General features: G+C 64.1%; 12 protein-coding genes. 6 read left to right on the forward strand and 6 right to left on the reverse strand.

The annotated features are described in order from the left end of the window. The 3 genes from AC0GNR_RS12210 to AC0GNR_RS12220 form a co-directional block, all read right to left on the reverse strand. On the reverse strand, positions 1 to 774 hold a 774-nt coding region (locus AC0GNR_RS12210; RefSeq protein ID WP_472901228.1), incomplete at its 3' end, for an IS30 family transposase. A 219-nt stretch (positions 775 to 993) separates the two neighbouring features. After that, positions 994 to 1,362: a type II toxin-antitoxin system prevent-host-death family antitoxin gene (locus tag AC0GNR_RS12215; protein ID WP_472901229.1), complete on the reverse strand. Its 369-nt coding sequence runs from the start codon at positions 1,360 to 1,362 to the stop codon at positions 994 to 996. Beyond that, positions 1,272 to 1,643 (reverse strand): hypothetical protein, encoded by a 372-nt coding sequence (locus AC0GNR_RS12220; RefSeq protein ID WP_472901230.1) that lies wholly within the window; start codon positions 1,641 to 1,643, stop codon positions 1,272 to 1,274. Before AC0GNR_RS12220 ends, AC0GNR_RS12215 begins: the two co-directional genes overlap by 91 nt. A gap of 90 nt (positions 1,644 to 1,733) precedes the next feature. On the opposite strand from AC0GNR_RS12220, the gene def reads away from it, so the two are divergent. Then, entirely contained in the window at positions 1,734 to 2,273 is a 540-nt protein-coding gene (gene def / locus AC0GNR_RS12225) for a peptide deformylase (RefSeq protein WP_472901231.1), read from the forward strand. Positions 2,274 to 2,454: 181 nt separating this feature from the next. Here def and AC0GNR_RS12230 read toward each other — a convergent pair whose 3' ends face one another. Together AC0GNR_RS12230 and map are read right to left on the reverse strand one after the other, a co-directional pair. Continuing rightward, complete coding sequence (locus AC0GNR_RS12230) at positions 2,455 to 5,214, reverse strand: [protein-PII] uridylyltransferase (RefSeq protein WP_472901232.1); 2,760 nt, start codon at positions 5,212 to 5,214, stop codon at positions 2,455 to 2,457. Positions 5,215 to 5,242: 28 nt separating this feature from the next. Next, on the reverse strand, positions 5,243 to 6,070 hold the full coding sequence (map, locus tag AC0GNR_RS12235; RefSeq protein WP_472901233.1) for a type I methionyl aminopeptidase: 828 nt from the start codon (positions 6,068 to 6,070) through the stop codon (positions 5,243 to 5,245). Positions 6,071 to 6,184: 114 nt separating this feature from the next. On the opposite strand from map, the gene purL reads away from it, so the two are divergent. From purL to AC0GNR_RS12260, 5 genes are all read left to right on the forward strand, one after another. Beyond that, a complete protein-coding gene (gene purL / locus AC0GNR_RS12240) occupies positions 6,185 to 10,342 on the forward strand; it encodes a phosphoribosylformylglycinamidine synthase (protein ID WP_472901234.1) in 4,158 nt (1,385 codons plus the stop codon). Between the two features lie 74 nt (positions 10,343 to 10,416). Then, positions 10,417 to 10,680 (forward strand): FitA-like ribbon-helix-helix domain-containing protein, encoded by a 264-nt coding sequence (locus AC0GNR_RS12245; RefSeq protein WP_472901235.1) that lies wholly within the window; start codon positions 10,417 to 10,419, stop codon positions 10,678 to 10,680. Continuing rightward, entirely contained in the window at positions 10,677 to 11,093 is a 417-nt protein-coding gene (locus AC0GNR_RS12250) for a PIN domain-containing protein (protein ID WP_472901236.1), read from the forward strand. The genes AC0GNR_RS12245 and AC0GNR_RS12250 overlap by 4 nt, the downstream gene beginning before the upstream one ends. A 71-nt stretch (positions 11,094 to 11,164) precedes the next feature. After that, positions 11,165 to 12,139: a DUF808 domain-containing protein gene (locus tag AC0GNR_RS12255; RefSeq protein ID WP_472901237.1), complete on the forward strand. Its 975-nt coding sequence runs from the start codon at positions 11,165 to 11,167 to the stop codon at positions 12,137 to 12,139. 134 nt (positions 12,140 to 12,273) lie between these two features. Continuing rightward, a complete protein-coding gene (locus AC0GNR_RS12260) occupies positions 12,274 to 12,822 on the forward strand; it encodes a hemerythrin domain-containing protein (protein WP_472901238.1) in 549 nt (182 codons plus the stop codon). 26 nt (positions 12,823 to 12,848) lie between these two features. Here AC0GNR_RS12260 and AC0GNR_RS12265 read toward each other — a convergent pair whose 3' ends face one another. Further along, complete coding sequence (locus AC0GNR_RS12265) at positions 12,849 to 14,831, reverse strand: peptidase U32 family protein (protein ID WP_472901239.1); 1,983 nt, start codon at positions 14,829 to 14,831, stop codon at positions 12,849 to 12,851. Between the last annotated feature and the right edge of the window lie 50 nt (positions 14,832 to 14,881).

Raw genomic sequence — 14,881 nt, forward strand, 5'->3', positions numbered from 1 at the left:
CTCCTTGTGCATCGCCATCTCCCGGCCCTGGTCGTACGTCATGCTCTGGCGCATGGGCGCGGCGATCCCCAACAGCTTGTCAGAGAAGGCCTGCATCACGTTGGCTGCGCTGGCGGGTTTGAACTCGGGCAGTTTGATGAGCATGAGCAGCCTGCTGGTGCGCTCGACCAAGGTGCCCACGGCACTGGCGTTGGCCGCCCCCTTGATCAGGTCACCCTCCCAGTGGCCAGGAAACTGCCGGTCTTCGATCTCCGGCGGTCGCAGGTGGATGCTCACCATGTCAGGGATCTGGCCGCGCCGGTCTTGCCCTTTGCTGCGAGGTACGCGCTTGTTGTGGGCGTGGCGCAGGGAGGCGATCAGCTCACGCTTGAGCTCGCCCACGGGCTGGGCGTAGATGCAGTTGTAGATGGTCTCGTGTGACACGCGGTGCTCATGGCCTTTGGGGAGGATGGCGCCCAGTGTCAGGGCAATCTGTTCGGGAGACCAACGCTCGCTAAGAAAGTGGCGCACCACATCAAAGAGCACGCCGTCGCGGTGAAGCTTGTTGGGGGGACGGCCTTGCGTACGCCGCTGCTGGGCGCAGGCACGCGCGGTGGCGCTGGCGTAGCCTGCTGGCTGTGCGTTGCGTCGAAGCTCTCTGCTGATGGTGCTGGCGGATCGTCCCATGGCCAGTGCCATCTCACGTACGCTGAAATTCTGCTGGACCAGACTGGCCAGCGTCATACGGTCCTCTGGCTGGAGTTGTTGATACCTTCTGGGCGGGCTGCTTTGCATCTGCTGACCTTACTCGGTGGCAGGTGTTGCACTTCACTTTTGAATCCGCCGGGTCTTGTTCGCGCGACAACTCAATGCCTGCCTGAATTTCGCCAATAGTCACGGCGGATACGTGCAACTGACCATCGTCAATGGATTCCAGTCAAGCCACCAGGCCACCATGTGGGCGCGGCTTGCGGAGTTCAGAAACCACATGGGTGTCGAGCAAATACATGCTCGTCACACCATGGGCTCCAACGTGCGGCGCTTGGCTTGCCCCCGCGCTAGCACGATCATGTCGGCACGCGCTTGGTCAGACAGCAACAGTTGCTTCAAGGATGGGCGGGCAGCCGACTGCAGGCAGCGCCACTCTTGTACCGGCACCAGGACGGCCGCCTCGACTCCTCTTCTGGTCACCATTTGCGGCCCTTCCACCAGGCACGCATCCAAGAACTCACTAAAACGAGCTTTCGCATCTTGATCAGTCCATGCGCGCACCGCAATCTCCAGATGGCTCGTTACTTGAACTTGTAATGGTCCCGGTTGAGCACCGCTGCCACGTCGCTCACTTCTTCGGGAAAAAGGCCCAGGTTCATGCTGGTGTTGCACATTTCCACCATGCCGCGCAACAGGCCGGCGGTGTTGATCTTGCCCAAGGGCTTGTACATGGCGCTGCCGTCGCCGCCCACTTTGCTGACGTGGCAGGCGACGCACTTGTGTTCGGCGATGAGTTTTTCACCGAGCGCCAGGTTGGCGTCTTTGAAGATTTCGGCGCCTTGGGCGCTGGCCTGGGTGCTGAAAAACACCAAGGAGCCGCCCAGCAGCACGGCGGTGGCGGCCCAGCGTAGCCGGTTGGAAACGGAGGGCAGAGAGTGAACGCGTGTTTGCATGGAAAATCCTCCGAAGCGGTTCAAAACTGCACTTTATAACGGCCCGGCCCAACACCCCACGGGGTAATCCATAACCCCAGAAACAGCAGCATGACCATTCACACCATCTTGAAAATGGGCGACCCGCGCCTGCTGCGCGTGGCGCAGCCTGTGGGCACTTTCAACACGCCCGAGCTGCACCGCCTGGTGGCCGACCTGCTGGACACCATGGCGGCGGCAAACGGCGCGGGCCTGGCGGCGCCGCAGATTGGGGTGGACTTGCAGGTGGTGATTTTTGGCACCGACGCGCCCAACCCGCGCTACCCCGACGCGCCGGTGGTGCCGCGCACGGTGTTGGTCAACCCGGTGATCACGCCGCTGGGCGACGAGGAGGAAGACGGGTGGGAGGGGTGTTTGTCGGTGCCGGGCCTGCGCGGCGTGGTGCCTCGCTTCAAGCGCATCCGTTACCAGGGGTTCGACGCGTTGGGCCAGGCGATTGACCGCGAGGCCGATGGCTTTCACGCCCGGGTGGTGCAGCACGAGTGCGACCACCTGTGGGGCAAGCTGTACCCGATGCGGGTGCGCGACTTCACGCGCTTTGGTTTTACCGAGGTGCTGTTTCCTGGGCTGGACGCGGGGGATGACGATTGAGGATCGATGCGGCCGGGAGTGGTATCCACCGTTCGCCCTGAGCTTGTCGAAGGGCTTAGACAAGCTCAGGGCGAACGGTGGGAAATTGGTCAACGAGCCGGCTTCATAGAACGCTGAAGACCCTCACCCCGGCCCTCTCACGCTACCGGGAGAGGGGGTGGGAGCGGGGAGTGCGGACGGCTCAGCCTTCCAGCGTTTCCAGCAACTCGGTTTCAATTTCAATTTGCCGCTTGTTCACCTGCAGCTGTGGTCCGCTGATGAGGAAGGTGTCTTCCACGCGCTCGCCCAGGGTGGTGATTTTGGCCAGTTGCACGCTGATTTCGTGGCGCGCCAGCACCCGTGAAATGCAATACAGCAGGCCGGCGCGGTCGCTGGCCGACACGCTGAGCAGCCAGCGCTGGGCTTTGTCGTCGGGGCGCAGGTCTACCCGGGGTGTCACGGGGAAGCTCTTGACGCGGCGCGACAGGCGGCCTTTCGTGGGGGTGGGCAGTGGCCCGCGCTCGTCAATGGTCTGGGCCAGGTTGTTTTCCACCATGGCGATGAGTTCGCGGTAGTGCTCTGACAGCGTGGGCGCCACCACCTGGAAGGTGTCGAGCGCGTGGCCGTTTTGCGTGGTGTGGATGCGCGCGTCCAGAATGCTGAAACCCGAGGTGTCAAAGTAACCGCAGATGCGGGCAAACAGGTCGTTTTGATCGGGTGCGTACACCAGCACCTGCAGGCCTTCGCCTTCGGGCGAGATGCGTGCGCGCACGATGCAGTGTTCGCCCGGCACGTTGTTGTCTGCGCTGGCTTCACCGTCGGGCGCAGCGGGGCGCTTGGCGGCGGCGCGGGCGTTTTGCGTGGCCTGCTGGTGGTTGGTTTGCGAGGCGGCTACGGCCAGCTGCTTGGTGAGTACCCGGGTGTGCCAGGCAATTTCGTCGGCCTGGTGGCGCATGAAGTAGCTCACGTCCAGCGTGTCCCACAGCGCTTTGTGCGCCAGGTGGGGCAGGGCGTGCAGCGCCAGCAGCGAAAGGGCTTCGCGTTTGCGGGCTTCCACCACGGCGCCGGGGTCGGGGGCGCGCCCGCCGAGCGCGCGCAGCGTGTAGCGGTACAGGTCTTCCAGCAGCTTGCCTTTCCAGGCGTTCCACACCTTGGGGCTGGTGCCGCGGATGTCAGCCACGGTGAGCAGGTAGAGCGCGGTCAGATAGCGCTCGTTGCCCACGCGCTTGGCAAACGCGTTGATCACGTCCGGGTCGCTCAGGTCTTCCTTTTGCGCCATGCGGCTCATGGTCAGGTGTTCGGACACCAGAAACTCGATGAGCTGGCTGTCTTCGCGGGCTATGCCGTGCTGCCGGCAGAAAATGCGCACGTCTTTCGCGCCCAGGTCCGAGTGGTCACCGCCGCGGCCCTTGGCAATGTCGTGAAACAGCGCGGCAATGTAGAAGATCCACGGTTTGTCCCAGCCTGCGGCCAGCTGCGAGCAAAACGGGTATTCGTGCGAATGTTCGGCAATGAAGAAGCGGCGCACGTTGCGCAGCACCATCAAGATGTGCTGGTCCACGGTGTACACATGGAACAGGTCGTGCTGCATCTGCCCGACGATGTTGCGAAAAACCCAGAGGTAGCGCCCCAGCACCGAGGTCTGGTTCATCAGCCGCATGGCGTGGGTGATGCCTTCGGGCTGCTGCAGGATCTTCAGGAAGGTGGCGCGGTTGACCGGATCGGCGCGGAACTTCGCGTTCATCACCGGCCGCGCGTTGTACAGCGCTCGCAGCGTGCGCGCCGACAAACCTTTGATGCCCACCGTGGTCTGGTAGATCAAAAAAGTTTCCAGAATGGCGTGGGGTTGTTGCACATACAGGTTGTCGTGCGCCACCTCCAGCATGCCGCCTTTGTCAAAAAAGCGTTCGTTCAGCGGGCGCCGGCGGTCCACGCCAGCGTCGTTGCTGCTCAGGCGCTCTTCAATGTTCAGCAGCAAAATCTGGTTGAGCTGGGTGACCGCTTTGGCCGCCCAGTAATAGCGCTTCATCAGCGCTTCGCTGGCGCGGCGCATGCCCCGGGCGTGCGGGGGCGTGTGCCCGCCCGGGCCGCTGGGGGTGATGACTGCCGGCACCTGCGCCTTGAAGCCAAACGACTCGGCCACGGCGGTTTGCAGGTCAAACACCAGCCGGTCTTCGCGGCGGTTGGCCAGCAGGTGCAGCCGGGCGCGAATGAGGCTGAGCAGGGCTTCGTTGGCCTTGATCTGGCGCGCTTCCAGCGGCGTGGCCAGGCCTTTGCGGGCCAGTTCGTCCCAGCTGCGGCCCAAGCCGGCCGCTTTGGCCACCCACAAGATGATCTGCAGGTCGCGCAGGCCGCCGGGCGACTCTTTGCAGTTGGGTTCCAGGGAATACGGCGTGTTTTCAAACTTGTTGTGGCGCTGGCGCATTTCCAGCGTTTTGGCCACAAAAAAGGCCTTGGGGTCCATCGCCTCGTTCAGCTGGCCCACCAGGGCATTGAACTGCGCTTTGCTGCCGCAAAGCAGGCGGCATTCCAGGAGCGAGGTTTGCACCGTCACGTCTTTGGCGGCTTCTTCCACGCAGTCTGCGGCGGTGCGCACGCTGGAGCCAATTTCGAGGCCCACGTCCCAGCAAGACCCAATGAAACCTTCCAGCCGGGCCTTGAGCGTTTCGTCTTGCTCCGGCTGGCTGCCGTCGGGCAGCAGCACCAGCACGTCCACGTCAGAAAACGGAAACAGCTCACCGCGGCCGTAGCCGCCCACCGCCATCAGGGTGAAACTGGGGCCAAAGCCGGCGTGGCTCCAGAGCGCGCGCAGGGTCTGGTCGGTCAGGCGTGTGAGGCGCTGCAACGCGCTGCGTACGCCGCGCGAAGAGGCGCCTTGCACACCCAGCCGCTCCAGAATGGCCGATTTTTCACTGCGGTAATGGAGGCGCAGCGCCCCAATGTCGCCTTTGGGGTCGCTCATGGCGTTCTCCTGGTGGCCGGTGGCCCGGTCAGACGGTGGCGGGGACTTGGTTCACAAAGGCGGGCACGGGCGGGCTGCCGGCCGAGAGCGTGAGCACCTCGTAGCCCGTGGGGGTGACCAAAATGGTGTGCTCCCATTGGGCCGAGAGCGAGCGGTCTTTGGTCACGATGGTCCAGCCGTCGCCCATTTCCTTGATGTCGCGCTTGCCCGCGTTGATCATGGGTTCGATGGTGAAGGTCATGCCGGCTTTCAGCTCTTCCAGCGTGCCGGGGCGGCCGTAGTGCAGCACCTGCGGGTCTTCGTGGAAGCGTTGCCCGATGCCGTGGCCGCAAAACTCGCGCACCACGGTGTAGCCGTTGCTTTCGGCAAAGGTTTGAATGGCGTGGCCAATGTCGCCCAAGCGCACGCCCGGTTTGACCATGGCAATGCCCTTCCACATGGCTTCAAAGGTGACGTGGCACAGGCGCTTTGCCTGGATGCTGCAGGCCGCTTCGCCGCCAATGAGGAACATGCGGCTGTTGTCGCCGTACCAGCCTTCGGGCGTGATCACGGTGACGTCGATGTTCAGGATGTCGCCTTTTTTCAACGGCTTTTCATTGGGAATGCCGTGGCACACCACCTGGTTGATGGACGTGCACAGGTGGCCGGGGTAGGGCGGGTAGCCGCTGGGCTGGTAGCCAATGGTGGCCGAGCGCGTGCCCTGCTGCTTCATGTATTCGGCCGCCAGGCGGTCGATTTCCAGCGTGGTCATGCCGGGCTGGATCAGCGGGGTCAGGTAGTCCAGCACTTCGGAGGCCAGTCGGCCGGCCACGCGCATGCCTGCGATGCCGGCTTCGTCTTTGTAGGTGATGCTCATGGGGCTGGATTATCCCACCGGGGCTGGGCGTGGTTGGCGGGGGTGGGCGGGTTGCCCGGGTAAAATCGCGGGTTTCCACCCACCCTCTGGGTTCACGCACCCCAGGCTCCCACCGTGTCCCTGCACCTGCGCTTTTTTGATGGCGGCAATGCCATCAGCGACTTCAAAGTCCAGCAAATTTTGCCCCGCCTCGTGGGCATTTCCGACAAGATCACCGGCCTCACGGCGCGCTTTGTGCACCTGGCGTCGTTTGACGCCGAGCCCGACGCCGCCACCGTGGAGCGCCTGGGCCAGCTGCTGGCCTACGGCGAGCCTTGCTCGCAAGCGCACCAGAAGCTGACCGAAAGCGGCGCCCCGGCGCTGCTGGTGATGCCGCGGCTGGGCACTGTGTCGCCCTGGGCGTCCAAAGCCACCGACATTGCCCACAACTGCGGCCTGGCACTGCACCGGGTGGAGCGGTTGGTGGAATTCCGGCTGCAGCTTAAAAGCGGCCTGCTGGGCAAAGCCAGCCTGAGCGCCGAGCAACTGCAAGCCGTGGCCGACAGCCTGCACGACCGCATGACCGAAAACGTGTCGCTAGACCGCAGCCAGGCCAGCGCCTTGTTCACCGAACTGCACGCGGCGCCCATGGCGCATGTGGATGTGCTGGCGGGTGGCCGCACGGCCCTGGTGCAAGCCAACACCACCTGGGGCCTGGCCCTGGCCGACGACGAGATTGATTACCTGGTGAACGCCTTCACCGGCTTGCAGCGCAACCCCACCGACGTGGAGCTGATGATGTTTGCGCAGGCCAACAGCGAGCACTGCCGCCACAAAATCTTCAACGCGCAGTTCACCATTGACGGCGTGGCGCAGGACAAAAGCCTGTTTGGCATGATCCGCCACACGCACCAGTTGGCACCGCAGCACACCGTGGTGGCGTACTCGGACAACGCGTCCATCATGGAAGGCAACCCGGTGGAGCGCTTTGTGGCGCGCGCCGGCGGCAACGCTTCGCCCGCCTACGTGGCCGAGCCGGCCACGCACCACATCTTGATGAAGGTGGAAACGCACAACCACCCCACCGCCATCTCGCCGTTTCCCGGCGCGTCCACCGGCGCAGGCGGCGAGATTCGCGACGAAGGCGCCACCGGGCGCGGTTCCAAGCCCAAGGCGGGCCTGACCGGCTTCACCGTGTCCAAGCTCTGGGGCGGCCTGAGCGACCAGCCGGGCGGCAAGCCCGAGCACATTGCCAGCCCGCTGCAGATCATGACCGAGGGCCCGCTGGGCGGCGCCGCTTTCAACAACGAGTTTGGCCGGCCCAACCTGCTGGGCTATTTCCGCGAATACGAGCAGGCCGTGGACGGCGTGCAGCGCGGCTACCACAAGCCCATCATGATCGCGGGCGGCCTGGGCGTGATCGACGCCGGGCAGACCCACAAGATCGAATTCCCCGCCGGCTCGCTGCTGATTCAGCTGGGTGGCCCGGGAATGAAGATCGGCATGGGCGGCAGCGCGGCCAGTTCCATGGCCAGCGGCACCAACGCCGCTTCGCTCGACTTTGACAGCGTGCAGCGCGGCAACCCCGAGATTGAGCGCCGCGCGCAAGAGGTCATCAACCACTGCTGGCAGCAGGGCGACAAGAACCCGATTTTGGCCATTCACGACGTGGGCGCGGGCGGTTTGTCCAACGCCTTCCCGGAGCTGACCAACGACGCCGGGCGCGGCGCCCGCTTTGACCTGCGCGCCGTGCCGCTGGAAGAAAGTGGCCTGGCGCCCAAAGAGATTTGGTGCAACGAAAGCCAGGAACGCTACGTGCTGGCCATCGCGCCCGAGTCGCTGGCGCAGTTTCAGGCGTTTTGCGAGCGCGAACGCTGCCCGTTTGCGGTGGTGGGCGTGGCCACCGAAGAGCGCCATCTGGTGGTGAGCGATGTGGATTTGCCCTTGGCAACGCCACGGCAGGGCAGTTCGGATTTGCCCCTTCCCCCCCTGGGGGAAGGCAGGGATGGGGGCCTGCGCGCCGACACCTCATCGGCAGGCGAGCCCCCACCCCAACCCTCCCCCAGCGGGGGAGGGAGCCAGAACCCCGTCAACATGCCCATGAACGTGCTGCTGGGCAAGCCGCCCAAGATGCACCGCGACGTGAAAAGCGTGGCGCGTGCGCCGCAGCCCATGGACCTCACCGGCGTCGACCTGCAAAAAGCGGTCATCGACGTGCTGAGCCACCCCACCGTGGCGTCCAAGCGCTTCCTTATCACCATTGGCGACCGCACCGTGGGTGGCCTGAGCCACCGCGACCAGATGGTCGGCCCCTGGCAGGTGCCGGTGGCCGACTGCGCCGTGACGCTGGCCGACTTTTCTGGCTTTGCGGGTGAAGCCATGGCCATGGGCGAGCGCACGCCGCTGGCCTCGCTCGACGCGGCTGCGTCGGGCCGCATGGCGGTGGCCGAAGCCATCACCAACCTGCTGGCCGCGCCCATTGAGCTGCCGCGCGTGAAGCTGTCCGCCAACTGGATGGCCGCCTGTGGCGAACCCGGCGAAGACGCCGCGCTGTTCGACACCGTGAAAGCCGTGGGCATGGAGCTGTGCCCGGCGTTGGGCATTTCCATTCCGGTGGGCAAAGACAGCCTGTCCATGCGCACCCAGTGGCAAGACGGGGTCGACAAGCAAAAAGTGACCTCGCCCGTGAGCCTGATCGTGACCGCCTTTGCCACGCTGGCTGACGTGCGCAGCACGCTCACCCCTCAACTCGACCGCACCACGGAAGACACGACCTTGGTGCTGGTGGACCTGGGCAAGGGCCAGCACCGCATGGGCGGCAGCATGCTGGCTCAGGCGCTGGGCCAGCCTGGCGGCGCCGTGCCCGATCTGGACGACCCGCAAGATCTCGTCAACCTGGTGAACGCCGTCAACGCGCTGCGCGCCGAAGGCAAGCTGCTGGCCTACCACGACCGCAGCGACGGTGGCCTGCTGGCTGCTGCCGCTGAAATGGCCTTTGCCGGCCATGTGGGCGTGGCGCTGAATGTGGACATGCTCGTGACCGAGGGCGACGGCATTGCCGACAGCCGCATGGACAGCGGCGACGCCAAAAACTGGGCCACCCAGGTCAGCGCCCGCCGCGAAGAACTCACGCTCAAGGCCTTGTTCAGTGAAGAGCTGGGCGTGCTGCTGCAGGTGCGCACGGCCGAGCGCAACGCTGTGATGCAAACCCTGCGCGAACACGGCCTGAGCAAGCACAGCCACTTTGTGGGCAAGACCCGCCCCGAGTCGTCCGGCATGGACGTGGGCAAGGGCAAGCTGCAGGTGTGGCGCGACACCAAGTCGGTGTTCAGTGCCGACCTGTTTGACCTGCACCAGGTGTGGGACAGCGTGAGCTGGCGCATCAACCAGCAGCGCGACAACCCGGCCTGTGCCGACAGCGAGCACGCAGCCGCCGGCCTGCCGTCCGATACGGGCATGCATGTGTCGCTCAGCTTCGACCCGCTGGACAACGTGGCCGCGCCGTTTCTGAACCTGAGCCGCCCGAAGGTCGCCATCTTGCGCGAGCAGGGCGTGAACTCGCATGTGGAAATGGCTTACGCCTTCACGCAAGCAGGCTTTGAGGCGTTTGACGTGCACATGACCGATCTGCAAAGCGGCCGCGCCAAGCTGGAAGACTTCCAGGGCGTGGTGGCTTGCGGCGGTTTCAGCTACGGCGACACGCTGGGCGCCGGCATTGGCTGGGCGCGCTCCATCACCTTCAACCCTTTGCTGTCCGAGCAGTTCCAGGGTTTCTTTGCCCGCCAAGACACCTTTGGCCTGGGCGTGTGCAACGGCTGCCAGATGTTTGCCGAGCTGGCCGACATCATCCCCGGCGCCCAGGCCTGGCCGCGTTTCACCACCAACCAGAGCGAGCGCTTTGAAGCCCGCTTGTCGATGGTCGAAGTGCTCGAATCGCCCAGCCTGTTCCTGCAAGGCATGGCCGGCAGCCGCCTGCCGATTGCCGTGGCGCACGGTGAAGGCTTTGCCAACTTCAAGTTCCGCGGCGACCCCGCGCAAGCCATTGCGGCCATGCGCTTTGTGGACAACACCGGTGCCGCCACCGAGCAGTACCCGTTCAATCCCAACGGCAGCCCCGCAGGCCTAACCGCCGTGACCACGGCAGACGGCCGCTTCACCGCCATGATGCCGCACCCCGAACGCGTGTTCCGCAACATCCAGATGAGCTGGATGGATGTGGAAAAAGCCGGTGGCCAGAGCGCCCACAGCCCGTGGATGCGCATCTGGCGCAACGCGCGCAAGTGGGTGGGCTAAGCCAGGTTCGTTTGTCTGAGATTGCTGTCGGTGCTAGCATTGACAGCAATTTTTACCATCTGTTGGAGCCCGCGATGAGCACGCTCACGATCCGCAACCTCGAACCGCACATCAAAGACAAGCTGCGCCAAACGGCTGCAGCCCATGGGCGATCCATGGAGGAAGAGGTGCGCACCATCTTGCGGCAAGTGCTGTCACAGCCCACCGCAGGACCAGGTTTGGGGAGCCGCGTTCACGCCCGCTTTGCTGCCTTGGGCGGGGCGGAAGATGTGAACATGCCGCCACGCACCGAATTGCCACGCGCCGCACACTTTGGTGACGCTGGAGCCAACACATGATTGTTCTGGACACCAATGTGGTGTCCGAGCTGATGCGGGCGCAGCCTGCGCCCAACGTGCTTGACTGGGTCAACGCGCAGCCATCCGAACAGCTCTGCTTGTGCAGCGTCGTCGTGGCCGAACTGCTTTACGGTGTGGGGCGCATGCCGGACGGCATTCGCAAAAGCGACCTGCTTTTTGCCGTGCGGGCCATGGTTTTTGAAGACTTTGCGGGCCGAGTTTTGCCGTTTGACCTGGATGCCGCCGTTGCGTGTGCACAGATGGTGGTGCAAAGGGAAAAGGCAGGCCGCACCATTTCAACCGCTGACGCCCAGATTGCTGCCATTTGCGCTGCGCACGGTGCCCGCCTCGCCACGCGCAATACCCGTGACTTCGCATTGTTGGACCTTCAGCTCATCAACCCCTGGGACTGAAGCTTTGCCCACGGGCTTCACCGCGTTCAAACCGAGCGCACCCGCCCTTTTTACCCAGATAGACGCACACCATGGCCACCAGTCTCCTCATGCTGCTCGACGACATCGCCACCATCCTGGACGATGTAGCCGTGATGACCAAAGTGGCCGCTCGCCAGGGCATGGCCGCTGCCGACGACGTGGCGACCATGACGCAACTGGCCGCCAAGAAAACCGCTGGCGTGCTGGGTGACGACCTGGCGCTCAACGCGCAACAGGTCACCGGCGTGAAGGCCGACCGGGAACTGCCCGTGGTCTGGGCGGTGGCCAAGGGCTCGTTTCTGAACAAAGCCATTTTGGTGCCGGCGGCGCTGGCCATCAGCGCCATTGCGCCCTGGGCCATCACACCGTTGCTCATGCTGGGCGGCCTGTTTCTGTGCTTTGAGGGTGCCGAAAAACTGCTGCACGCGTTTTTGCACAAAAAGTCGGAGGAGGACGCCCGCCACGTGGAAATGGTGAAAGCCGTTTCGGACGAAACGGTGGACCTGGTGGCGTTTGAAAAAGACAAGATCAAAGGCGCGGTGCGCACCGATTTCATTCTGTCCGCCGAAATCATCGTCATCACCCTGGGCACGGTGGCCGCCGCCACGTTCGCCAAACAGCTGTCGGTGCTGGTGGGCATTTCCATCGTCATGACGGTGGGCGTTTACGGCCTGGTGGCCGGCATCGTCAAGCTCGACGACACTGGCCTGCACCTGAGCCGCCAGAGCGCTGCGTGGAAGCAGTCGCTGGGCCGCGGCATCCTTACCGCCGCACCCTGGCTCATGAAAACCCTGTCTGTGGTGGGCACCGCGGCCATGTTTCTGGTGGGTGGCGGCATTTTGTTGCACGGCATTCCGGCCCTGGGCCATGCGGTAGAAGCCTTTGCCGGCAGCTTGGGCTGGCTGGGGGCTGTGGTGTCCAGCCTGGCGGGCGCATTCGCGGGTCTGCTGGCCGGCGGGGCGGTGGTGCTGCTGCTCACCGGCTGGAAGCGGCTGCGCGGGCAGGGCGCTGCGGTTGCGCATTGACGCACAAAAGAGGCGGTCTTGACCTGCATCAAGGCCCACTCGCTGGCAATCTCTAGACTGGGCTCCATCAATCGTGAGTGTGCTGATGGTTCGTTCAGCCGCTCGGTTTGAACAACCACAACAGGAGCCACACCATGACCGCCACCCCCCATGCCGCAACGGTTGACGCAGATGCCCCGCTGACCAACTTCACCAACTGCCACAGCGGCATCATCAAACGCCTGAACGCGCTGGACGAATTGCCCGCCTTGCTGGCTCCGGCCGCCCGGGCGCGGCAAATCGCAGAACAGTCGCTGGAGTTTTTCCGTGAAGCGATTTTTGAACACCATCTGGAAGAAGAGCGCGAGCTGTTCCCCGCCGTCATTGCCAGCGCCACCCCGGGCGAAGAACTGCTGAAAGTCAAGGCCATGACCACGCGCCTCACGCAAGAGCACCGCATGGTGGAAGCGCTGTGGAAGACGCTGGAAAGCGGCCTGAAACGCGTGGCCAAAGGCCAAAGCACCGACCTGGATGTGTCGGAAGTGCAGCGACTGGTGAGCGAATACACCGCCCATGCCGCCTATGAAGAGGCCGAATTTTTGCCGCTGTCAGAAAAGATCTTGAGCCGCAACAGCAACCACATGGCCGCGCTCGGCCTGTCGCTGCACATGCGGCACGTGAAGCCGGTCAACGCGTACATCTGAGGCACAAGCAGCGCCAGCGCGCTGCTTCAGTGAAGGCCAGTCACCGGCCGCGTCCGGTAAAACTTCAGCGGGCTGCTTTGCGCAGCCTTGAGCACCGCCGGTTTCATCTTGCCGACCACATGCATCTCGCAGGGTTTGCAGTCAAAGCGCAGGGTGAGCTTTTCGTCGCCGTGCACGAGTGACATGGGCTCGGCGCGCACCGTGCCCTGCACGCCGGTGATGCCTTTGGCCTGCTTGGGGCACAGGCTGAGCGAAAATCGCACGCAGTGCTTGGTGATCATCAGGCTCACTTCGCCGGGCTCTTCGTGGCTCTCGTAGGCGGCGGCGATCACTTTCACGCCGTGTTTGGCGTAAAAGTCCCGCGCTTTCTGGTTGAACACGTTGGCCAGGTAGGTGAGCGTGTCTTCGGGGTAGGGCGCGGGCGGTTGCACCGGCTCGGCGCGGGGCAGGCGCTGCCAGGCGGTGGCGCGGGCGGCTTCCAGCTTTTCAATGGCTTCGCGGCGCAGCGGGTTGAGCAAGGAAGCCGGTACGAACCAGGCTTGCGAAAGGTTCAGCGCCACGTCGATGGGCTCAAAAATCGTGTCGCCCAGCCGGGCCAGAGCTTCGCGCAGTTTGCTCTGCGCCTGGGCAGCGTCTTTGGCTGGCTCCAGGGTGCAGGGCAGGGTGGCGGTGGCGCTGTGGCCGTCTTCGTCGGTGGCGGTCAGGCTCAGGCCTTGGGGCGTTTCGTCCAGTTGCAGCCAGGCGCCTATGCGCCGTTCGGCCGACTTTTTCTCCAGACTGCGCACCCAGTCCATGTCGCGGTTGCGGTTCACCACGGTGTTTTTGCGCAGGTCTTTCAGCGTGTCGATGGCGTCTTTGGGGTACACGCGCCAGCGGCTGGGCGCGGGCAGGCGCTCGGCGCGGTTGATCTGCAGGCCGGTGAGTTCCTTTTGCAGGTCCAGGTAGCACAGGCCGTCGCCGTTGTGGATCACGGTGGCGGGGTCGTCGGTTTCCAGCTCAACAAAGTTGGGACCCACCTGGGTGACATAACCAATGGGGCGGCCCGGGTTTTTGGGCGTGTCAAAGGCGCCAATGTCTTCTTTGCGGCCCTGCACAAAGTAGTCGGTGAACTCGCGGTTGAAGTTCTGGTCGGGGTCGGGCTGAAAGTGCAGGGTGCAGTTGCCGCTGGACGAGCGGGCCAGCGGGTTGGCCGACGCCTGGCGGTCTTCCAGAATCTCGTCGAGCAGCACGCGGTAGTGGGCGGTGATGTTTTTCACGTAGCCCATGTCCTTGTAGCGGCCCTCGATTTTGAAGCTGCGGGTGCCGGCACCGATCAGGGCGCGCAGGTTGTCGCTCTGGTTGTTGTCTTTCATGCTTAGCACGTGTTTGTCGTGCGCCACGATGCGGCCCTGGCTGTCTTTCACCTCATAAGGCAGGCGGCAAGCTTGCGAGCAGTCGCCGCGGTTGGCGCTGCGCCCGGTGTGGGCGTGGCTGATGAAGCACTGGCCGCTGTAGGCCACGCACAGCGCGCCGTGCACAAAAAATTCGAGCGTGCAGCGCTCGGGGTCGGTGGCGGCGCGAATGTCTGCGATCTGCTGCAGCGTGAGTTCACGCGCCAGCACAATTTGTGAGAGACCAGCGTCTTGCAGAAAACGGGCTTTTTCGGGCGTGCGGATGTCGGTTTGCGTGCTGGCGTGCAGCTGGATGGGCGGTAAGTCGATCTCCAGCAAGCCCATGTCTTGAATGATGAGTGCGTCCGCGCCAGCGTCATACAGCTGCCAGGCCAGCTTGCGGGCGGGCTCCAGTTCATCGTCTCGCAAGATGGTGTTCATCGTCACAAAAATGCGGCTGCCGAAGCGGTGCGCGTATTTCGCCAGGCGGGCAATTTCTTTCACCGAGTTGTCGGCGCTGGTGCGGGCGCCAAACGATGGCCCGCCGATGTACACGGCGTCAGCCCCGTGGTTCACGGCCTCGATGCCAATGTCGGCGTCGCGGGCGGGGGAGAGCAGTTCCAGGTGGTGGGGCAGCATGGGTGTCGAGCGTGCAAAATCGGTGGACGGCGAAAAAAACCAACGCGATA

This window comes from Hydrogenophaga sp. LT287 (assembly GCF_055702805.1).

Coding starts and splice junctions, on each gene's coding strand:
- AC0GNR_RS12220 (WP_472901230.1), bottom strand. CDS start 1,643: ATGCAAACACGCGTTCACTCTCTGCCCTCCGTTTCCAACCGGCTACGC.
- def (WP_472901231.1), top strand. CDS start 1,734: ATGACCATTCACACCATCTTGAAAATGGGCGACCCGCGCCTGCTGCGC.
- AC0GNR_RS12230 (WP_472901232.1), bottom strand. CDS start 5,214: ATGAGCGACCCCAAAGGCGACATTGGGGCGCTGCGCCTCCATTACCGC.
- map (WP_472901233.1), bottom strand. CDS start 6,070: ATGAGCATCACCTACAAAGACGAAGCCGGCATCGCAGGCATGCGCGTG.
- AC0GNR_RS12245 (WP_472901235.1), top strand. CDS start 10,417: ATGAGCACGCTCACGATCCGCAACCTCGAACCGCACATCAAAGACAAG.
- AC0GNR_RS12250 (WP_472901236.1), top strand. CDS start 10,677: ATGATTGTTCTGGACACCAATGTGGTGTCCGAGCTGATGCGGGCGCAG.
- AC0GNR_RS12255 (WP_472901237.1), top strand. CDS start 11,165: ATGGCCACCAGTCTCCTCATGCTGCTCGACGACATCGCCACCATCCTG.
- AC0GNR_RS12260 (WP_472901238.1), top strand. CDS start 12,274: ATGACCGCCACCCCCCATGCCGCAACGGTTGACGCAGATGCCCCGCTG.
- AC0GNR_RS12265 (WP_472901239.1), bottom strand. CDS start 14,831: ATGCTGCCCCACCACCTGGAACTGCTCTCCCCCGCCCGCGACGCCGAC.